The organism is Streptomyces sp. 796.1 (assembly GCF_047525675.1).
Classification (GTDB): domain Bacteria; phylum Actinomycetota; class Actinomycetes; order Streptomycetales; family Streptomycetaceae; genus Streptomyces.
On record NZ_JBLIWA010000024.1, the window covers coordinates 70,828 to 90,586 of the forward strand.

The following is a 19,759-nucleotide window of genomic DNA, read 5'->3' on the forward strand; positions in this document are numbered from 1 at the left end:
CCCCGCACTGAGAGGGGCCTGAATGACGACTGCCGCGTTGCGAGTGCCCTCCGGTGAGGCCGGGGGCTCGCCCCCGGTCTCACCCGCCGAATGGATGGACTTCCTCAAGGGGAAGCTCGCCCTCCAGCAGCGCAAGCTCGGTCGGTTCAGCTCGTATTACGACGGTCGGCACCAGAAGATGCTCTTCGCTCAGTCCAAGTACCGCAGCGAGTTCGCCGACGTCTTCGATCGCTGGAGCGACAACTTCTGCGGCCTGGTGATCGACAGTGTCAACGAGCGGTTGGCTGTCGAAGGCTTCCGGATGGCGGACGAGCCCCAGGCGGACAGGGAAGCCCGTCGCATCTGGCAGAAGAACTTCCTCGATGCAGAGTCCGCCTCCGGCCACCTGGACGCGATGGTGCAGGGCTCGGCGTACGTCGTCGTGTGGGCTGACGGGGACGGCGACCCCGTCATCACGGTGGAGTCCCCCGAGACAGTGGTCGTGCAGTTCAAGCCTGGCAGCCGCCGAGAGGTGGAGGCCGCGGCCAAGTTCTTCGTTGACGACTGGGGCCGCGAGCACTGCACGCTCTGGCTCGAAGACGTGGTCTGCACAGGCGGCCCGTCTCTCCTCGGCTACTCGATCGACAAGACGGAGAGGAATCCTCTCCGAGTCGTCCCGGTCGTCCCGCTCCAGAACCGCACCCGGCTCATCGGGGAACCGATGTCCGACCTGGCGCCGATCATCCCCCTCCAGGACGCCATCAACAAGGTCACCGCGGACGCACTGGTGGCCAGCGAGTACGCTGCCTGGCCCCAGCGGTACGTCACTGGCCTGGAGATCCAGGAGGACGAGGCCGGCCGGCCGGTGGAACCGTTCCGCGTCGCCGTCGACAAGCTGCTCCAGGCCGAGGACCCCTCCGCCAGCTTCGGCCAGTTCGAGGCGGCGGACCTCAGCAACTACGTCGACCTGGTCGACATGCTGACCATGCACCTCGCGAGCCTCGCGAGGGTGCCCTTCCACTACCTGCTCAAGGGCGGCCAGGTCCCCTCGGGTGACTCGATCACTTCCGCGGAGGCCGGCCTGGTCGCCAAGGCCCGCGAACGGATGCTCCACTTCGGTGAGGCGTGGGAGAAGGTGCTCCGGTTGGCGTTCCTCGTCCTCAAGGACAGGGAACGGGCGGAGGCGTTCGAGGCGGAAGTCATGTGGCGTGACCCCGAGAACCGGACCGAGGCGCAGCACGTCGACTCCCTTCTCAAGCTCCAGCAGCTCAACGTCCCGAAGCAGCAGCTCTGGCTCGACGCCGGGTACACCCCGCAGCAGATCGAAAGGTTTCAGGACCTGCTTGAGGAAGAGGCCCGCGCCGAAATGGAACGGGCCGACAAGTACATGTCTCAGGCCGAGATGGCGAGCATCGCCCGCCCCAACCCGGAAGTTGCCGGCGTCGAAGCCAAGAAGGCGGCTGCCAAACCGCCCAGGGGCAACAGTGGGAACGCCGCCCGCGAGAAGGCTGGCACGTAGCACCACCCGCCCTATGCCCCGCCCGAGGCCAGTGACTTCCTTGCCTGCCCCGTGAACGAAATGGATACCGCACATGGCTGAGCCCCTGGGTGAGACGCCCACCGGGCCTACTCCCGACGTTGCCGCCCTCCAGGCGGCGGTCGAGAAGTGGAAGACCCTCTCACGTAAGAACGAGGAGAGGTTCCAACAGGTCAGCACCGAGCTGGAACGGCTCCGCCAAACGGCGCTGTCCGACCAGGAGCAGGCCCTGGGGGCCGCTCGCGCAGAAGAGCGCAAGGCAGTGGTCGGCGAGTTCGGAACACGACTGGCCACGGCGGAACTACGCGCCCATGCGGCGTCGGCCGGCGTCGAGCTGCCCAGCGTCGAGTATCTGAACGTCGGCTCGTTCGTCGCCGATGACGGCAGTGTCAACGCAGACACCATCGCCCAGTTCCTCTCGTCGCTCCCGACGCCGGCGACAAGGCCCGAGTTCGCGCAGGGCCTCGGCCTTGGTCGCCAGGGTGGTGCCGGCGTCCCGCAGCTCACCCGCGAGGACATGGCCCGCATGTCGCCCGCGCAGATCGTCGCCGCGAAGAAGGAGGGCAAGTTCGACGCCCTCCAACGGGGCGAGATCTAATCCCGACATCAGGGGAAGGATTCCCCTCTGAACTTGTGGCCGCCTTCCGGGCGGCCTTTCTTTTGGAGCACTTATTACTGCCTCCCCCACCTTCGATAAGGGTTTCAACAAGACCCTCGGTGATGGCTATCAGGTCAACTCCGGCAACGTTTTCATCCCGGAGCTGTACACCGCGCAGCTCCTCACCGATGTCGAGGAGAAGCTAGTCCTCGGCTCGTCGCTCATCTGCAACCGCGATTACGAAGGCGAATTCAGGCGCGAAGGGGACGTCCTGCACGTGCCGCACTTCGTTGATGACACCGTCTCCGACAAGGGCACCGTCAACGCGTACGACTCGATCGGCGAAGCTGACCACGCCAGCCTGGAGTACATGGACGTGCGGGTCCGCAAGGGCAGCTCGTTCAACATCGAGATCGACGGCGTGCACCAGTGGCAGACCAAGGACGGCATCAGCCTCTTCGAGAACCTGGTTACCCAGCGTGCCCGGAAGACCGCCATCGCCATGGACTCCCTCATCGCAAAGACCATCGCGCACGGCGTCGAAGGCCGGGACTACAACGGCGTGAAGGCCGGCGAAACTCCGGCGCCCGACTCCCTGCACGGCAAGGTCAAGAAGTTCGAGGGCGCGGAGAACGCGGCCGGCGACCGTCTCGCCGACGACGTGTACGACATCCTCGTGGACATGATCCAGGAGCTTGACGTGAACCAGGCTCCGGAGAACCGCTACCTCATCATCTCCCCGAAGGTGAAGGCGAACCTGCTCCGCAACCCGGAGTTCAAGGACGCGGCCCACTGGGGCGGCGGGTCGGTCATGCCCACCGGGCAGATCGGCCAGATCCTCGGCCTCCCAGTGTTCTCGACCACCACGTTCGGCAACCACACCCGGTCTACGCAGAAGTTCGTGCGCAATGCCCACATGGACGCTTCGGGCATCGACATGATCCTCGGCGCGACCAACGCCGTCTCGCTGCTGGTGCCGCACGCCGAGATGAAGGCGTACGAACCCGAGAAGAAGTTCACCCAGGCCGTGAAGAGCCGGGTCTTCTACGACGCGAAGATCATCCGGCCTGAACAGCTCGTCGTGTTCGGCGTGAAGCCGAAGACCGCTGCCGTGAAGGCGTAAGCCAAGATGCTAGGCGGGGCGGCCACAGCCGCCCCGCCGGACTGCTAGTTGCTGTGCCTCTTGATGTAGGTGAGACAACTCATCCCAAGGCTGAAGGCGCCCGCGAGGGCGCCAGCAGCTCCGCCGACAGCGGGGCCAGGCGACAAGCCAAGCCCGACCAACGTGATGCCAGCCACAAGGCCAACGACCGTTGAGATCGACAAGAGCAAGCACACCTCTAAAGCGCGGTGGTTGCATCCAGCCTGTGTCGAGCCTTCCTCCATTTATCTGCCTTTCCACTAGTGCTGCATTTCCGCCACCCGGGACGGATGGCCTCACCCCGGAAACTTCAGATAGCACTAGTGACAGTCGAAGCAGAACCGCGCTTCGCAAAAAGGAGGTTGAAGGGGTTTCACCTTCACAAGCTTTGGCACGCACACACCATACTCCGTCACCCCGTACGAGTGCCAAGCAAGAGAGTCAGTGCCATACCCATATCCGTGCCTGACATCGAAGTCAGGATCGGCAGGACGTTCGAAGCCGCAGAAAGGCTCAGGGTGGAGGCGTTCATCCAGGACGCCTCAGCCCTCATCGCGGACTACTGCGGCAGCGGCTACCGCGAGGACGCCCCCGGCATCCGCGCCGTCCTCTGCTCCGAGGTCATCCGCTGGCTGGCAGTGCAGCCCGGCATCGTCTCCGAACGAGTCGGCGACGTCGAGGTGCAGTTCGGTTCCTCCGCGTCCGCCCAGCAGCTCTCCCCGGCAGCCCGCACTTCGCTCAAGCGCTACAGGCGAAAGCTGACGTCCATCCCGTTGACGAGGGGGCCGGACGAAGTTCTTCAGTGACCCCGTCGAGATTCACAGCGCTCCGATAGCCGAGGGTGCCTACACCCGTCACCGGGACTGGGGCAACGCGACAAGGGTGTGGGGCGGCCTCGCCAGCGTCCAGCCCGAGCGGTCTTTCGAGTCCCGCTCCCCCGGGCGCGAGACCGCGCAGGAGCGGCTTCTGGTCTACCTGCCGTGGGGCACCCCTGTGGACGCCCCGGACCGGCTCTTGATCAACGGCCTCTGGTTCGAGGTCGACGGCGAGCCGATGCGCTGGAACCACGGCTCCCTGCGCCATGTCCGCGTCCGAGCTTGGAGAGTGACCAACTGAAGTCGGGGTTCAAACTCGTGATGCATCGGGGCTGGGAGCACGCCGTGTTCCATTCGACCGACACGCGGGACCTGGTGGCCATGCACTCAGCGAAGATCGCTGCGGACGCTGTCAAGGAAGCGCCGCGAGCAAGTGCCACCAAGAGCAACTGGAACCAGATCAAGAAGCACATCGAAGCGCACGTCGAGGCGGACGCCTGGGGCTGGCGCGGCAACATCACCGTCGAGAACAACCCGAAGGTCCGGCACGCGCTGCTCCAGGAGCGCGGATGGACGGACCGTATGGGCCGCCGTCATCCGGGCCGCAGGTTCCTCAAGGCGGCCCTGCTGAAGGCGCGGGTCGAATGAGACGTGACCCCCTCGCCTTCCTGATCAGTTATCTGCGCAGCCGGTTGAAGTTCCCACCCGGGGCCGTGACCGGCGACTTGGTCGGCCGGGAGCCCGGCGACGTCACCGTGTACCTGGAGCACTCCGGAGGCTTCCGCACCGTCCGACACCGAGCGGACCGCGCCGAAGTCGAGTACTCCGTCCTCCACCCCGACCGCGAGAAGGCCGCCAGCCTCGCCTACGAGGTCCGCGCCCTCCTCCTTGAGGAGCTGCCCGGCACCGTGGTCGACGGCGCTCTGGTCCTCGACGTGGTGGACATCGACTCGCCCAAGTACCTGCCGGACGACGTCTCTCGTGAGCACTGCTACGGCGGCGAGGCCACCGTCTTCTACATCGAGGAGTAGCACTGCCCAGCGTCATGAAGTTCGACTTCAGGTCGATGAACTTCGCCGGCGTTCCCGGCACCGAGATCGTCCTTGAAGTCACCCGCGTCACCGCGCATCCGGACACGCCTCCGGAGGAGCGCGTCAGGGTCGTCAACACCGGCCAGGACTGGCCTGCCACCGACTTCACTCTGACTGCGGATGCGTGCGGGTGGCCCTTCAACGAGGGCGACGTCTTCGAGGTACGCGCCAAGGTGGCGAAGGTGGACGGTGCCGAGTCCGAGTGGAGCGCCCCGGTGCGGACCCCGCCGGTTCCGTACGTGGCGCCAACGACTCCTGAGATCGACTCGATCAAGTGGGAGACCGGCTGACCGTCCCCACGTAGCACTTCCGTCAGGCCCCTCTACGGGGCCTTTTTTCATGCCCTTGGAGGCTCATGTCCACTCCTGCCGAGACCGGAAACGCTCAGAAGATCCGGTTCGCACCACGCGGGGCCTTGTTCATCGCCCCGGCCCCGAAGCTCTCCGACGCCCCCGGGACAGGCACCGTCCTCCCAGACGGCCTGGACGCGCTCGGCGCCCCGTTCAAGAACCTCGGGTACGTCGATGAGGGTGGTGTCACGATCACCCCGTCCATCGAGACGGACCCCGTCAACGTATGGCAGAGCGCCGTGCCTGTCTTGTACAACGTCAAGAGCGCTGCGTTCCAGGTCAAGGCCACGCTCATGGAGACGAGCAAGCTCACCACCGAGCTGTTCTTCGGCGCCAAGTGGGTCGAGTCCAAGGACGTGCCGGGCCTGTTCCGGTTGGACCTGAAGTCCACACCGGAGCTGTCGGAGATCTCCCTGGTGGTCGACTGGTCTCAGGGCAAGGTCCAGTACCGCTGCGTCATCGGTCGAGCCATGATCTCCGACCGTGGAGCCATCCAGCTCCAGCGGGCCGAGAACGGCAAGTACGAACTCACCATCGACGCCCTGGACTACAACGGCGGGCTCGGGTACGTCCTCACGAACGACGACCTCAACGACTCCGGCAGCACAGTCCAGGAGCCTGCCGCGGCCCGTCTGTCCGGCAACACGGTGGAGCAGGGCGGGACCGTCACCCTGACCGGCGAGAACTTCGCCGCCGGCACGCCTGCCGTCATCACCATCACCGGGCCCTCTGCGGGGAAGGTCACTGCTGCGCAGGCCAGCACCGACGACGCCGGCAACCTGACCTCGACCATCTCCGCCGCTTCTGACGCCGCGGCCGGCGTCTACACGGTGAAGGCCACCGTGGCCACCGTTGAGGCCCTGGCCGGCGCCCTGACCGTGGCGGATGCACCCACCTCCTTCGCCAAGGCCGCCTAGCAGGAACGTTCCTCTGTTTCGCAGGCACTCACAACCAAACTCAGCCCTCGAAGGGCTTCCCCATCCCCAGGAGCGACCCTGACTTCCGTAAAGACCCCTCGCACGAAGTCCGCGGCCAAGCAGGCCGAGGCCGTTGCTGACGGCCAGCCGACCGTGTTCCAGCACGGTGACATCGAGTACACCGTGCCAGCGCCGCTCGATCTGCCCGTGAAGATCCTGGAGGTGGACGACGAGATCGACGCCCTCAAGCTGATTCTCGGTGAGCAGTGGCAGACCTACACGGAGTCCGGCGCCACCATCAGGGACTTCCAGGTGTTCGCCGAGAAGGTCTCCGAGGCAGCCGGTTTCACCAGCTCGGGAAACTGATCGGGGCCGTCCACGCGATACGCGACTTCTCTGACGAGTTGGAAGCCGACCTCCTCGAATTCTTCCAGGTGGACCTACTCGACGTGTGGCGCGGCCGGCTCTCCCTCAGACGCATACACATCCTGATCCAGTCGCTGCTGAAGAAGCCAGGGCGCTCAGCCTTCCTGGCTGCCGTGGACGAGTCCGCCTCGTGGTCGGTCGGTGACCACCTGACCGCGCGCGTGGTGGACGCGGCGGAGGTGGCGAACTACCTGTTCCTCAAGGCCAACTCCGAGGATTCGGCGAACGTTGAGCTCCCCAAGCCTGTGCCTCGTCCCGGCCGGCACGAGCCGGACAGCTCCGACACAGCGAGTCCGACGTTCGCAGATGGGGACGAGCTCTCTGCCTTCTTCACGCGCATGAACACCCTTTAGGAGGCAGGCAACATGGCGGGTCCCCGTGGCGCCATCAAGGCGGGCACCGGCTTCATCTCCATCGAACCCCACCTTGATCGGGAAGCCCTTGGCCGCATGCGCGCGACGCTCAACGCCACGATGGGCCGCTATGGCCGAGAGTTCGGCAAGAGCCTGAGCACCGGACTCAGCAGAGGTTTCTCGGGGCTCACCCACGATGCGACCGCCGAGGCCAAGAAGATGAACCGGGCCCTGACCGGGCAGGCGAAGCAGGGCAACAAGGAGCGCGAGGGCGTTCACAAGGCCGCGGCTAAGCGGTACGTCCGGGTCGAGGAGGAGCTGACCCGGAGCCACGGCGCCCAGGTAGCAGTCCGTGCGCGGCAGGCCCTCGAAGCCTCCGAACGTCAGACGCAGGGCCTGTCCGCTGATTCGAAGCGGGCCCTTCACGCGTACCAGCGGCGCCTGGAAGACATGGCGCGGGCGGATTCCCTGCTGGAAACCCGGCAGCGGCAGGCGGCCGAAGAGCGCGCCCGTCGGATGCTGCGTGCCTACCGCGACGACGTGCGTGCTTACCGGCGGGCGCAGCAGGACAAGCAACGGTCTCTGGACGACACGGCCCGCAGGGAGCGCGAAGCCCAGCGCGAGCGGGATGCCTATATGCGGTCGTACTACGCGGCGCACCGCGAGAACGAGCGGCGCAAGCGCGCGGTGACCGCTGAGACGGCGCGCTTGGAGCGCCAGGTGCTCGCCGAGCTGGCCCGCGCGCGTAAGGCAGCGCTTCGGGAAGAGCTGGCCACGGCGCAGCTCCAGGCCCAGACCCTCCGGAACTCGGTCCAGGGGTATCGGCGCGAGCTTCAGCAGCTCTCTCGCAGCACGGCACGCCCGCTGGGCCAGGTGCAGACCTCGTTGAAGCGGCATGCCGACACGGTGCACACGCTTGGGCAGAACGCTGTTGAGGCCGGTGCTCTGATCACGCGCAACCTGCTCGGGCCTCTCACTCTGGTCTCCGGGGCGCTCACGCAGATCGGCGTCAAGAACGCGGACATGCGGATCATGGGCCAGATGGGCATGCATGCGGCTGGTGTCTCCCAGCCCGCGTCAGCCCGCGAGATGGAGCGGCTTCAGAAGTACGCGATCGACACCCCGTTCAACATCGACCTCATGCACGAGTACCAGATGAAGATGGTGCGCGGCATGGTGGCTCGTGAGCGGGGTCACGACAGCAAGGACCCGAAGGTCCGGCAGGAGGCAGCCGACAGAGCGGCCTCCCGTACGTCAGACGTGATCGAGGCCGTGCTCGACTCGATGGCGCGGGCGGGAAACCTGTCCGAGTCGCAGCAGCAGCGTTCGCTGTACGCGATCGACAAGATCATGGATCTTGACCGGGCACCTACGAAGAACTTCAAGCAGTTCATCGATGCCACCGGCATTCCCGCTCAGGAGATGGCCCAGCTCCTGAACTTCAAGAACGCCGACAAGATGTACAAGGTCATGGGCACGCCGGCTGCCAAGGGCGGCGGCATCACGGGTCAGCAGGTTCTCGACGCGCTGCTGGAGAACTGGCAGGGCAGTGACGGCCAGCCGGGCTCGAAGGGTTACGGCCGCGAGGTCGGCACCGCGACCATCACGGGGCGCATCCAGCAGATGAAGGAGCGCGCGTCCTACGAGATGGGGCAGCTCTTCGCGACGAAGGACCCGGCTACAGGAGAGATCCGGTACACGGGCCTGGGCGAGAAGATCATGGGCACGCGTGACGCCGAGACCGGCGTGTACGAGGGCGGGCTGCTCAATGACGTCAAGGACATCGCCAAGGCCGGGCTCCCGCACGCCAAAGAGGTGCTGGGCGAGTTCTTCGACGTCCTGGGCACCTTCACCGGTTGGATCAAGTCCACGACCAACTACCTTGACGAGCACCCCGCCCTTCAAGAACTCGTGCTCAAGGTCATCAAGATCATTGCCGTGGCCACTCCGTTCCTCGTGGGCTTCGGACTGTTGAGCAAGCTCTTCGGGAAGCTCGGCAAGATCATGGCCCCGATGCTGGGGGTCGTCCGCGGCTTCGTCAGTAGCTTCAAGGGTGCCGGCCGTGTCGGTCGGCAGCTCAGCGCCGGTGTCCGTGGAGCGGGCACGGAGCGCGGGTTCCTGGGGTCCTGGAAGGACCGGCGCACCGAGCTGCGCGGCGGGGATAGCCGCTCTCTCTCCCAACGCGGCTTGGACCGTCTTCGTGGGGGCGCCGGCCGGAGCGAGGACGTACGTCTGAACGTGCGGCAGGCCGAGCAGTCTCTGCGCCAGCTCGAAGAGAAGATCCGAGCGCTGAAGCAGGAACTGCGCTCGGTCAACAGCGTCTCCATCGACCCGGCCATGAACGCACTCGGCGGTGTGGGTGGCCGAAGTCTGGCGGCAGCCGCGCAGGATGCCCAGAACCGCATCCGGCAGGCCGCTGCGGGGCTGCGCGACCTCGACGGCCGTACGACGGGCAACGCTCGGGGGCAGGTCGAGTCGCTGGGGAAGAAGGCGACGACCACCGAAGGGCGGATCAAGGCCGCTTCGTCGGCGATGACCGCGCTGAACAAGCGGCCTCTCAAGGCTCTGCGGCAGGAGTTCGACTGGACGACGCCGAAGGCCAAGGAGGTCCGCCGGGCCATCCAAGAGGGCGTTGAGCGGATGACCACGCTCAACGGCAAGCCGTTGAAGGCCCTTCGCAACCGCTTCAAGGGTGGCGGCGCGTCCTTGTACTCCGCGGTCGACGCGGTGGCAGACAAGCTGGGCACCGTCAACAGTCGCATGGACACGCTCAGCGGTAAGCGGGTCACCAGCACGACGACGTCGGTCAACAACCTCAAGCGGGCGCTGAAGGGTGCCTCGGACGAAGCCAGCTCGCTCAAGGGGCACGTCGGCGAGGTAAACGTACTGACCGGCCTCGGCGGTCCTGAAGGGAAGGGGAAGCACCGCAGGCCGAGCCGGCATGCTCTCGGTGGTGTGCTTCCGGGGTATGCCCCGGGGGTCGACTCCGTACCGGCGTTGCTCAGCCCGGGGGAAGCGATTCTCCGGCCGGAGGTCGCCGCCCGCCTCGGTGAGGGGACCATCAACGCGTGGAACGCTGCGGCGGCGCGCGGCCGGCTCTCGCGCTTCGCCCAGGGCGGGGTCGCGAGGAAGCAGGGCAGCGGTCGGCGCTGGCCGATGAACGTCCTGGACGAGCTGGTCGGCGGGCTTGATTTCGCGCCGGTCTCATCCGCCTTCTCCTCGGGCGTCGCGATGGCCTCGGCGGGAGACAAGATCGGCGGTGTGACCGGTGGGAACGTGCGCTCCTGGGGCGCTCGCTCCGGTGGTGACACGTCCGGACGAGCGGCTAACAGCCGGTTCGGCAGCCTTCGAGACTTCATGTTCGACCGGCTGCCGGAGTTCCTGAAGGCCGCCCCGTCCGGGGTGGGCAACCTCGTCGGCCTGGCGGCCGGCGCTGTCGCCCCGACCGCCGGCCCCCTCTTCTGGGACGACGTCTGGAAGGGCGAAGGCAACGTCCTGGAGCGGGGTGCACGCTTCACCCGCGATCTTCTGAGCCCGAGCCGTCTGCTCGACATGATCAAGGATCTCGTCGGTGGCGTCATCGACCTGACGAAGCAGCTCGGCTCGCTGGCCAAAGACCTGGTCACCGATCCGAAGGGGGTTCTGGACGAGGCGATCACGACCCTGAAGGAACTGTTCAACGGGGTCGTCGCCAACGTGCGCTCACTGTTCGACGCACTGAATGAATTGATCGACAACCCGGCGGAGGTCGCCGGGGAGGTCTGGGATAACTTCCACGCCCGAGCGCGGGAGATGATGCCCAACACGAAGGGGCTGTGGGCCTTCGCGGACGGCGGGGTCGTCCCCGGCTACTCGCCCGGGAACGACCGGGTCGCCGCTCTGCTTTCGCCGGGTGAAGCGGTGCTGCGACCGGATGCCGTCAGAGCCCTCGGCTACAAGGTCGTGCTCGGCCTGAACCGAGCGGCGAAGACAGGCGCTCCGGTCGCCACACAGGCCAAGTCGGAGCCGGCCGTGACGCCAATCCCGGATGCGAAGGCATTCGAGGAGGCCGCGAAGCGCATCGAGAAGGCGCTGACGTCCATGACCACTTCCGTCCGAACCCACCAGAGGGTGGCGGGCGAGGTCTGGAAGACCGTGGGCAGTCGCGTTCAACAGGCTGTGGACAACCAGATCACGCCTGCCCAGCAGCGGTGGATCAACCACCTGACGGGCCCGCTCACGTCTGGCGAGCGAGCGTTTCGCACCTCATCGAGGGACAACTGGACCTCGGTGGCCGCACAGGTCTCGACTTCCACGGCAGGCAGTCTCGCGTCCCTCTCCCGCCTACGCGGCGGGGTGGACGAGACGAAGCGGCTGTTCGAGACTTCCAGCGGGCGCATCCGCGAGGTCTGGGGCGCGGCCATGGCGTCCGTGGGCAGCTCGACCAAGAGCACCGTGGCCGGGCCCTACAACAGGGGCGCTGTCTCGATGATGAGCGAGATGGCCAAGCTCGCTGGCACCAAGGCGCCACTCAGCCCGGTGCACTTCTCAACGGGTGGCGTCGTCCCTGGCTACCTTCCCGGGGTGGACACCGTTCCGGCGGTCCTCTCTCCTGGTGAGGGCATTCTCAGGCCGGAGGTCGTCCGGGCCCTGGGCAGGGAAACGATCCTGCGGTGGAACGAGCAGGCTCGACGCGGCGGGAACCTGTATGCGAAGGGCGGGGTCGTCCCGGACGGTGGCTCGTGGGTGCGCAGGCACAAGGACGACCCGTTCGAGGGCTACGCGGAAGCAGTCGGCAAGGGCTGGGACGCGGCGATCAACCCGCAGCTCAAGTCCATCGCAGCCAAGTTCGGCGAGGCCGGCAGCCTCAATGCGCAGTCGTTCGAGAAGGCCGAGCCCTGGCTCACCAGGTGGGGCAAGTGGGCCGACGAGCACACGGGCGGCGGTGGCGGCCAAGTGGTCAAGCTTGCCCTCCAGGAGGCGAAGACCGGCGACATGTCCGGGCGGAAGTACATCGGCGGCTCGGCCTATGAGTCGTGGTGTGCCGACTTCGTCTCTTGGGTCGTTGACCACGCGGGAGCGAACGCTGCCTACGGCGGCTCCCCGACTGGCACGCCCCGGAACCGGTGGCCGGCCGTCTCCACGTGGGTGTCCCACATGGGCATGGTCCCCACCAGCCAGGCTCGCCCGGGAGACCTCATGGTGTTCAGGGGCTACGGGCCTGGCGACTGGGGGCACATCGACATCGCCACCGGCAGGCAGGGCAAGTCCCTGGAAACCGTGGGTGGCAACGAGAGCCGGTCGATCCGTCGACAGCTCGGGTACGGCAACCGGGCCGACGGCGCCCTCCGGCCCAGCGGCGGCTCACCGGGGGTTGGCGAAGGGCCCGTGCTCAACCCCTGGCCGGGCTCCTTGGCCCGGTTCTCCGAGGGTGTAGGCGACTACGGCATGTCCGCAGGCGGGGCGGTCAACCGATGGCGTCCGCTTGTCGAACGGGTCGTAAGGGAGCTGCGCGGTAAGGGCGGCATCTCGTTGTCCGACGTGGGCCTGGTCCTGCGTCGTATCGCTGTCGAGTCCGGGGGCAACCCCAACGCGGTGAACAACTGGGACAGCAACGCTCGGGCGGGTACGCCGTCCAAGGGCCTGCTCCAGGTGATCAAGCCGACCTTCGACGCCTACGCCGGCCCTTACCGCTCGCTGGGTCAGTTCTCGCCCCTCGCGAGCCTGTACGCCGGCCTTTCCTACGCGATCGAGAGGTACGGCTCCGGCTGGCGCCGGGCGCTGTCCGGCACCCGGGGCTACTGGAGCGGCACGCAGTCGGCGACCGCCGGTTTGGCGATGGTCGGCGAGCAGGGGCCCGAGTTGGTCAATTTCCGCGGTGGGGAGCGCGTCTACGACGCGCGCCGCACTGAGGAGTTGGTCGCCGGTCGTCGATACGAGATCCACGTCCATGAGGCCAAGTCCGAGAACACGACCGACGCCGTGCTCCGCGCTCTGCGGACGGCGGAGGTGATGGCCGGGTTCTGATCGAGAGGTAGGTGGCCATGCCCATCCCCGCAATAGAGAGGCGAGCGGAAGAGACGCCGAACCCGTCTCGGCCCCAACCGCCTGTTCCTGTGGAGTGGGGGCACACCTATGTCTCGATCCGCGGTGCGAACGGTGAAGGGGAGGAGATCCCCCTCACCGGCTCGCAAGGCAAGGACTGGCCGGCCATCATGCTTCTCCCGGGGGCGCAAGGGTTGGATATGCCCCCTGTTGAACTGCACGCGGATGCCAGTCCCAACCTGCCGGGCTCCATCTACCGGTCGACGCGCACGGCCCAGCGCGAGGTGATGCTCCCCGTCCACCTCCACGGCGTCGACCGGAGCACGCTCAAGCGCTTGAAACGGAAGTTGATCAGAACCCTTTCACCGGCTGCCGGGTACTGCGTCCTCAAGTTCGTGGAAGCGGACTCCCAGCCCCGGTACCTGAACTGCTACTACAACGGGGGCCTGGAAGGCGACGAGGGCGAAGACCGCGCTGGGTTCCGGTGGGCAACGTTCGGCATCCAGCTCACTGCCTTCGACCCCTTCTTCTACTCGGATCAGGCGCAGGTAGCGGAGTGGAAGTTCGGCCGCGGTGAACCATTCCTTTCCAACGTCGAAGTGTTTCTTCCCACGCGTCTTCACAAGGGGATCGTCTCGACTCCGGGCCTCTCGGTCTTCAACTCGGGTGACGTGGAAGCCTGGCCCGTCTGGACCGTCGAAGGGCCTGTCCGCGGGTTCAAGTTCTCCTTCGACGGTCAGAGCTTCGAAGCACCGACGTCCTCGGCAGATGTGGTTGCTGCGGGCCGGACGCTCACCATCGACACGAGGCCCGGCTACAAGTCCCTGCGCGACGACGAGGGCCGCAACTACTGGGAATCGCTGGGACCGAACCCGCAACTGTGGTCGATCCCGGCCGGCACATCACGGGTCTCAGTCGAAATGGCTCCCGGCTCCGGGGCGGCGTCTCTCAGGCTTTCATTCCGTCCACGCTTCGAGTCCTACTAGGGAGGCGAATGGGGTACCGCGTCTTCGTGCGAGGCGAAGTCCAGCAGGGTGAGCGTCGCATCATCGGAGAGGTCGACACCTGGATCAAGCTCGACTTCACCATCCGGTTCAACCAAGCGGGCACGTGGCAGCTCCTCGTGAAGAGCGGTACGGCTCAGGAAGACCTCTTGAAGCCTGGCCGTGGCGTCGTCATATACCAGGACGGTGTTCCCGAGCCCGTCTTCTCCGGGCAGATCGACGCCTTCGAGCGGTACTGGACGACCGACCAGCACACTGCTGCGGGGTCAGTGTTCGTGGGCGGCAAGTGCGACAACGACTTGCTGTACGGGACACTGGCGTTTCCTGGCGTCTCCGGAACAGGTGTCGAGCACATGGCCGTGCTCCCGGTGGCCCAGCAGTACAAGGGGAGCGACACCCGGGTCATCGGCGGTCCGGTGGGGCAAGTGCTTTGGAACGAGGCCGACATGGCGTTCGGCTCCCGCGCTCTACCGGACCGGAAGGCCGGCGGGCTCGCCGTGGGGCCCAACGCGCCCCTCGGCCCCGCCGTATCCGGCTCCCTTCGCTTCGACAATCTTGGCACGCAGGCTGAGGAGTGGCTGAAGGACAAGCGGGTCGGTTACCGCTTCGTCTGGTCGCACCAGACCAAGCAGGTCGAGCTGCGGCTCTACGAGTGTCGGGACCGGTCCGCGGAAGTCCGCTTCTCCCCCGATATCGGCAACCTGAAGCAGTACACCTGGCAGCTCAAGGCGCCCGCCGCCACCCGCGCGATCGTGGCGTGCCAGGGGGAGGGGAAGGAACGCTACCTGTGGCAGCAGATCGACGCCGAGGGCGAGAAGCAGTGGGGTACGCGCCGGGAGACCTTCGTTGACCGCAGGGACATCCCACTCATGACGGGCGCGGACGGTAAGCCCGAGCTCGTGGTCAAGGAAACGTCCTCCTCGTTCGAGGACATCGGGCTCAAGCCCGACGGCACTGAGTGGACGTCTGACCTGACGCGAACGCGGGCTGTGCACACCGCCGCGGAGAAGGAGTTCGCCGCGGCCCAGAAGGCGGTCGAGGACGCCAAGACCGCGGAGGAGAAGGCGGCGGCAAGCCAACGGCTGACGGCGGCGAACTCCGCGCTGACCGAAGCCAGGGTCAGCTTGAAGGCAGCGCTCCGGGGAGCCCGCCCGGTGGCGGTCGCGCACTGGGTGAAGGCGGTCGAGGAGGCCGCTGCGACCGCCTTGAAGGAAGGCGCGAAGAGTGGCCATTTCCAGATCTACCCCATCGACACGGACCAGGTGAAATTCGGCCGTGACTACTTCGTGGGCGATATCGTCACCGTTTCGGTGGACGGGGAAGAGTACTCCGACATCGTCAAGGAAGTGAACATCTCCGTCGAGGACGGGGGGCGAATTCTGGATGTGTCGCCAAAGATCGGCGACCAGGGGACCGGAGAGCCGCTGAACCTGTATCGCACCGTATGGGAGATGAAGGCAAAGCTGCGAAAACTGGAAACAAGGATGTGAAATGGCGGAGATCAGTTATCCATTCAGCGAGCCGTCCGAGAGCGGGGGCCAAGCGGCACTCTCGCAACTCGACTGGCAGGACATGGCGCTGATGTGGGCCGGGGACCGGGTCGACTTCCGTCTCACCAACCCCTCCTACTCGGGGGAGGCCCTACCATTCTCGGCCCGGGTCATCAACGGACGCACCATCGAGCTGCGGCCGGGAGCTGCCTGGGTGGGCGGCTTCTACTACCGGTCCAACTCCGTACTCACGGTCGACATCGAGGCCAACCCCACAGAGAAGCCGCGCGTGGACATCATCGTCGTGCGGGCGGACGTGCCGAAGGGCTCTTCGAACATCGTGGCGGTCAAGGGCCAGCCGTCCAAGACCCCGATAGCGCCGCGGCCACAGCGCATCGCAGGTCAGCGCTGGGAGATGGTGCTTCACGAGATCTCCGTGCCTGCCAAGGACGGGGCGATCACCGTGAAGCAGTGCGCCCCCTTCGACGCCCCCGCTCGCGTGGCCACTCCTTGGAACACCCGGGCAACTGCTGCTCATCACGGCGTAGGGAACTTCTTCTACGACCTGGACAGCAACAACAACGACACCCAGCTTGAGTCGTGGAACGGTCGCGACGGCTACATGATCACTCGGCATCTCGGCAAGGCCAAGACCTACGTTCCGAAGATCGTGAACACGGGGAAGCTCCCGAGCGGAATCCTCTACAGAGGAATTTGGCGTTGGATCGCGCCGAACACGGTCTCTTTCTCGATCGACATCAACAACACGTCCAACACCGATGTGAAGCAGTCGGGGACCGGGCCTCTCTCCTTCACGCTACCCGTCAACCCTTCTTCGTCTATTGGTCAGCATTTCTCTGGCCAGTTGCTCAACAGCGGATACGACGCGGACCTCCCGAACTTCGTCGCCCTGCACGGAATGTCGCACCTGGGAAACAAGACCGACGTAGTAAAGATCTACCATCCCAGCTCGAAGCGCCTAGGGGAGGGCCTGGACTACCTCCTGACTTTCCCCCGCCGTTCTTCGATCGTCTTCTCCGGAACCTACGAAGCCAACGCCCTCTGAGAAAGGAGCCATCTCATGGCAGACCGGAATCTCTTCGGGGGTACCCCCGCCGACGTAGCGGAGAACGAGGCCGGCGTACGTGTCGCCGGCGGTGTCGGGCTGGTGTGGGAGGGCCCCGAGGACACCGCCGAGCAGATGACCGACCTGGTGGACGTCACCGGGACACCCATCACGCAGCTCGTCGCCGACGAGCGCGGCGTCCTCGCCCCCTTCTGGGGGCCGCCGGATGGGCGCGAGGCCCTGTGGGTGGACTTCGGTGTGGGCCGGATGAAGTTGACCTCGTGCACCATCGGCGAGCGCCTCAAGGCCCACCTGGAGCAGTTCGACCCGCACAGCTCGAAGCAGTACACGGACGAACAGCTCACCGGATACATCCCTCGTCGCGGTGCGCGGATCAACACGCCGGCCGGTGAGAAGTGGGTCGCATTCCAGGTGCCCGACCTGGTGGACGACCGAGGCGACGAGGGCCTGGTCCTCGCCCTGGAAACCGCGGGGAGCACACCCAGCGGCGCGCGCCTGTTCACTCGCCTGTACAACACCGGGGCGCTGCACGTGGAGCCCAACGGTGCGCATGTACCCCTGGTTATCGGCCAGTGGGAAAAGGCCAGCCCGAACGACACGGCATTGTCCATCAGCAAGGGCCGGACCAACACGCCGTCGGTCTTCCGCGTACGGGCGGATGGTCGGATCGAAGCCGCAGGGGCCGTGTCCGCGCCCAATATCGGCACCGCGCGCCTGTTCTCCGGCCCTGTCGCCCCGACGAACCCGAAGGTCGGAGACGTGTGGGTGCAGTATGTCGCGTGAGGACAACCCGATGACCGTCTGGGACGGCGCCCAGTGGGTCGAGGGCACCAAGTGTCTCTGGGACGGCGCAAGTTGGGTGCGCGCCCCCGCCGCCAGGTTCTTCGACGGCATCACGTGGCAGTCGCGGGCCCCCGCCCCTGTCGCCTACCCGACGCACGCAGCGTCGGCCACCGCGATCCGGGGGGCCGTGCACTACGTGACCGTGGCGGTGCCACCTGGCGCGCGAGTCAACGACTTCCTGGTCTCCGTCTGCACGGCAGCCGACGTGCGACCACAGCTCCTGTCGCCCGGGGGCTATCTGGCCCAGGCCCATCAGCTCGACTCGGGTCACTGGGTCTCCGTGGCCATGTGGCCCCACAACGGCATCGTGGACACCGTGATGTGGGAGACGACGGGCAGTTCGACCGCCACGGCCATGAACCTCGCCTACCGCGGCGGCGACCTGACCCGGACCCCGCTGGCGCCGATCGTGGGGGTTCAGCAGTACAACGCCGTCAACCGCGTGCCGCTGCCGGCCGCAACCGCACACACGTCGCTCTTCCTGGTACTGGTCGAGTCCACCGACCTGACCGGCTACGCCTGGCCCGAGGGTGTGACGGGACGGGCTCAGCAGCTCGGGATCTACGGCGCCCGCCACGTCAGTCTGCTCGCCTCCGACACCCCGGGGGCTGGCTCCAGCGCCGGCGAACTCCTCCTGGACACGCAAGCGGCTTCCGCAGCCTGCCTCACCATCGAGGTCCCCGGGCGCACTGACGGCCGACCCACGTGGATTCTCGGTGACGACAACGCATCAGTTCTCGGCTCTACCACCGTTCTGGGGTGATCACGTAATCGACGTCAAGACCTGGGGCAACGGCCAGAAGATCGAACCGGCCGACATGCGCCGGTACGTCAGCGACGTGCTCCAGGGCCTCATGGCGCCCCCGGCCTGCCGGCGCACCGTGGCGGACGTGGCCGCGCAGCAGAAGTCGGCGGGCGCCTATCACGTGCTCCAGCTCGACAAGCCCGGCATGGGTACGGGCGCGATGCACTCCTTCGACTCCACTGGTGGACAGATGTCGAAGGACCCTTTCAAGATCCACGCTCCGTTGGACGGGCTGTACGAGGTCTCGTGCGGTGTGGTCGTCCGCGCGGTCTCGGGGAGCCTTGGGTTCGTGGCTGTGGCGATGAACAAGAACCAGACGGCCGGCAGCACGATCGCGGCTACGAGCTTCTGCCGTACCGGGGCCGGCCGTACCAGTGCCGCGGAGAAGGTCGGCGCCGCCACTGCGACGATCCCGCTAGCCGAGGGCGACTTCGTCTCTGTGGCGGTCCATTCAGACACCGACTTCTGCTTCGGGGACGGCTCCTTCGCGCAGTTCGTCTCCCACGTGGACCTTCGATGGGTGGGGGTGAAGCCCTGATGGCGGTTCCCTCCGTGCATCTCTGGCGGCAACGCGAGGTCGTCACCGCAGCCACGATGAACGGTGTGCGAGACGTGCACCGCTTTCTCTACACCCCACCCGCGTGCAAGGTGATCGCGCGACAACGCGGCACCTACAGCGGCGCGAACCCGGCCGAAGCGTTCGAGCGAGGTCGATGGGTCCCGTTCAACACCTGGTGCTCTTTCCCCTGGCACCTTCCGGGGAAGGGCAGCAGGCCCAGCGAGGAGTACGACACCACCGGCGGCTCGATGACCGCGCCGAACGACAGCGGGATTCTCTGGCGGCTCATCGCCCCGGAAGACGGGCTCTACGCTGTGACCTTCGGTGGGGTCATGGACGCCAACGGGGAAGCCAACAACGCGCACTTCCGTCTCGGCAGGAACCAAACCGTCGACAGCCAGTGGTCCACAGGATATGCCCCTTTCGCCTCCCACTCCCCCGGGCGTGCGCGATACGCCCAAGATGGGACGGCCCAGTTCATCGGCTCCATATCCACGACTGTCGCCCTGAAAAGAGGAGAGACGGTTTCTGCGGCCGGTGTCTCGGACAAGGACTTCATACTCGGCCGTTACAACTTGCCAGGACGGTCCTTTCTCGAAATGCGCTGGGTAGGGAGGCTCGTGTGACCATCCCTCCAATCGAAACGTGGTCCCCCCGGGAACTGGAAAACGCAGCGGTGCTCAACCGCAGAGTGTCCGCTGTTCACCAGTTCCTACTCCGTCCCCCGGCCGCCCGCATGA

At 66.3% G+C, this 19,759-nt stretch carries 18 protein-coding genes; all 18 read left to right on the forward strand.

Annotation, left to right across the window (positions count from 1 at the left end; translation table 11 throughout):
• Positions 1-22 precede the first annotated feature (22 nt).
• Positions 23-1,498, forward strand: a complete 1,476-nt coding sequence (locus tag ACMA1D_RS18000; RefSeq protein ID WP_414725011.1) for a phage portal protein — start codon at positions 23-25, stop codon at positions 1,496-1,498.
• 73 nt (positions 1,499-1,571) lie between these two features.
• Positions 1,572-2,114, forward strand: a complete 543-nt coding sequence (locus tag ACMA1D_RS18005) for a hypothetical protein (RefSeq protein WP_414725012.1) — start codon at positions 1,572-1,574, stop codon at positions 2,112-2,114.
• A 277-nt stretch (positions 2,115-2,391) separates the two neighbouring features.
• Positions 2,392-3,237 (forward strand): hypothetical protein, encoded by an 846-nt coding sequence (locus tag ACMA1D_RS18010; RefSeq protein WP_414725013.1) that lies wholly within the window; start codon positions 2,392-2,394, stop codon positions 3,235-3,237.
• A 479-nt stretch (positions 3,238-3,716) separates the two neighbouring features.
• Positions 3,717-4,061, forward strand: a complete 345-nt coding sequence (locus tag ACMA1D_RS18015; protein WP_414725014.1) for a hypothetical protein — start codon at positions 3,717-3,719, stop codon at positions 4,059-4,061.
• A gap of 354 nt (positions 4,062-4,415) precedes the next feature.
• Positions 4,416-4,718, forward strand: coding sequence for a hypothetical protein (locus tag ACMA1D_RS18020; RefSeq protein WP_414725015.1), 303 nt, complete (start codon positions 4,416-4,418; stop codon positions 4,716-4,718).
• The gene (locus ACMA1D_RS18025; protein WP_414725016.1) at positions 4,715-5,101 is read left to right on the forward strand and encodes a hypothetical protein; all 387 of its coding nucleotides are present in this window, start codon (positions 4,715-4,717) and stop codon (positions 5,099-5,101) included. The genes ACMA1D_RS18020 and ACMA1D_RS18025 overlap by 4 nt, the downstream gene beginning before the upstream one ends.
• A 14-nt stretch (positions 5,102-5,115) precedes the next feature.
• Positions 5,116-5,451: a hypothetical protein gene (locus tag ACMA1D_RS18030; protein ID WP_414725017.1), complete on the forward strand. Its 336-nt coding sequence runs from the start codon at positions 5,116-5,118 to the stop codon at positions 5,449-5,451.
• Between the two features lie 65 nt (positions 5,452-5,516).
• Positions 5,517-6,428, forward strand: a complete 912-nt coding sequence (locus ACMA1D_RS18035; RefSeq protein ID WP_414725018.1) for a hypothetical protein — start codon at positions 5,517-5,519, stop codon at positions 6,426-6,428.
• Positions 6,429-6,581: 153 nt separating this feature from the next.
• Positions 6,582-6,794, forward strand: coding sequence for a hypothetical protein (locus ACMA1D_RS18040; protein WP_414725019.1), 213 nt, complete (start codon positions 6,582-6,584; stop codon positions 6,792-6,794).
• Positions 6,795-6,832: 38 nt separating this feature from the next.
• Positions 6,833-7,207, forward strand: a complete 375-nt coding sequence (locus tag ACMA1D_RS18045) for a hypothetical protein (protein WP_414725020.1) — start codon at positions 6,833-6,835, stop codon at positions 7,205-7,207.
• A gap of 12 nt (positions 7,208-7,219) precedes the next feature.
• Positions 7,220-13,213, forward strand: a complete 5,994-nt coding sequence (locus ACMA1D_RS18050; protein WP_414725021.1) for a hypothetical protein — start codon at positions 7,220-7,222, stop codon at positions 13,211-13,213.
• 17 nt (positions 13,214-13,230) lie between these two features.
• Positions 13,231-14,217: a phage tail family protein gene (locus ACMA1D_RS18055; RefSeq protein WP_414725022.1), complete on the forward strand. Its 987-nt coding sequence runs from the start codon at positions 13,231-13,233 to the stop codon at positions 14,215-14,217.
• A 26-nt stretch (positions 14,218-14,243) separates the two neighbouring features.
• Entirely contained in the window at positions 14,244-15,725 is a 1,482-nt protein-coding gene (locus ACMA1D_RS18060; RefSeq protein ID WP_414725023.1) for a Gp37-like protein, read from the forward strand.
• Between the two features lies 1 nt (position 15,726).
• The gene (locus tag ACMA1D_RS18065; RefSeq protein WP_414725024.1) at positions 15,727-16,791 is read left to right on the forward strand and encodes a hypothetical protein; all 1,065 of its coding nucleotides are present in this window, start codon (positions 15,727-15,729) and stop codon (positions 16,789-16,791) included.
• Between the two features lie 15 nt (positions 16,792-16,806).
• Positions 16,807-17,595 (forward strand): hypothetical protein, encoded by a 789-nt coding sequence (locus tag ACMA1D_RS18070; protein WP_414725025.1) that lies wholly within the window; start codon positions 16,807-16,809, stop codon positions 17,593-17,595.
• A 10-nt stretch (positions 17,596-17,605) separates the two neighbouring features.
• Positions 17,606-18,418, forward strand: a complete 813-nt coding sequence (locus tag ACMA1D_RS18075) for a hypothetical protein (RefSeq protein WP_414725026.1) — start codon at positions 17,606-17,608, stop codon at positions 18,416-18,418.
• Positions 18,372-18,998 carry a hypothetical protein gene (locus tag ACMA1D_RS18080; protein ID WP_414725027.1) on the forward strand — a complete coding sequence of 209 codons (627 nt, stop codon included), beginning with the start codon at positions 18,372-18,374 and terminating at the stop codon, positions 18,996-18,998. Before ACMA1D_RS18075 ends, ACMA1D_RS18080 begins: the two co-directional genes overlap by 47 nt.
• The gene (locus ACMA1D_RS18085) at positions 18,998-19,645 is read left to right on the forward strand and encodes a hypothetical protein (protein WP_414725028.1); all 648 of its coding nucleotides are present in this window, start codon (positions 18,998-19,000) and stop codon (positions 19,643-19,645) included. The genes ACMA1D_RS18080 and ACMA1D_RS18085 overlap by 1 nt, the downstream gene beginning before the upstream one ends.
• The last annotated feature ends 114 nt before the right edge of the window (positions 19,646-19,759 follow it).

Excerpts from the sequence above, each read along its gene's own strand:
- ACMA1D_RS18000 (WP_414725011.1), top strand. The coding sequence starts at position 23 with ATGACGACTGCCGCGTTGCGAGTGCCCTCCGGTGAGGCCGGGGGCTCG.
- ACMA1D_RS18005 (WP_414725012.1), top strand. The coding sequence starts at position 1,572 with ATGGCTGAGCCCCTGGGTGAGACGCCCACCGGGCCTACTCCCGACGTT.
- ACMA1D_RS18025 (WP_414725016.1), top strand. The coding sequence starts at position 4,715 with ATGAGACGTGACCCCCTCGCCTTCCTGATCAGTTATCTGCGCAGCCGG.
- ACMA1D_RS18030 (WP_414725017.1), top strand. The coding sequence starts at position 5,116 with ATGAAGTTCGACTTCAGGTCGATGAACTTCGCCGGCGTTCCCGGCACC.
- ACMA1D_RS18035 (WP_414725018.1), top strand. The coding sequence starts at position 5,517 with ATGTCCACTCCTGCCGAGACCGGAAACGCTCAGAAGATCCGGTTCGCA.
- ACMA1D_RS18050 (WP_414725021.1), top strand. The coding sequence starts at position 7,220 with ATGGCGGGTCCCCGTGGCGCCATCAAGGCGGGCACCGGCTTCATCTCC.
- ACMA1D_RS18055 (WP_414725022.1), top strand. The coding sequence starts at position 13,231 with ATGCCCATCCCCGCAATAGAGAGGCGAGCGGAAGAGACGCCGAACCCG.
- ACMA1D_RS18065 (WP_414725024.1), top strand. The coding sequence starts at position 15,727 with ATGGCGGAGATCAGTTATCCATTCAGCGAGCCGTCCGAGAGCGGGGGC.
- ACMA1D_RS18070 (WP_414725025.1), top strand. The coding sequence starts at position 16,807 with ATGGCAGACCGGAATCTCTTCGGGGGTACCCCCGCCGACGTAGCGGAG.
- ACMA1D_RS18075 (WP_414725026.1), top strand. The coding sequence starts at position 17,606 with ATGACCGTCTGGGACGGCGCCCAGTGGGTCGAGGGCACCAAGTGTCTC.
- ACMA1D_RS18085 (WP_414725028.1), top strand. The coding sequence starts at position 18,998 with ATGGCGGTTCCCTCCGTGCATCTCTGGCGGCAACGCGAGGTCGTCACC.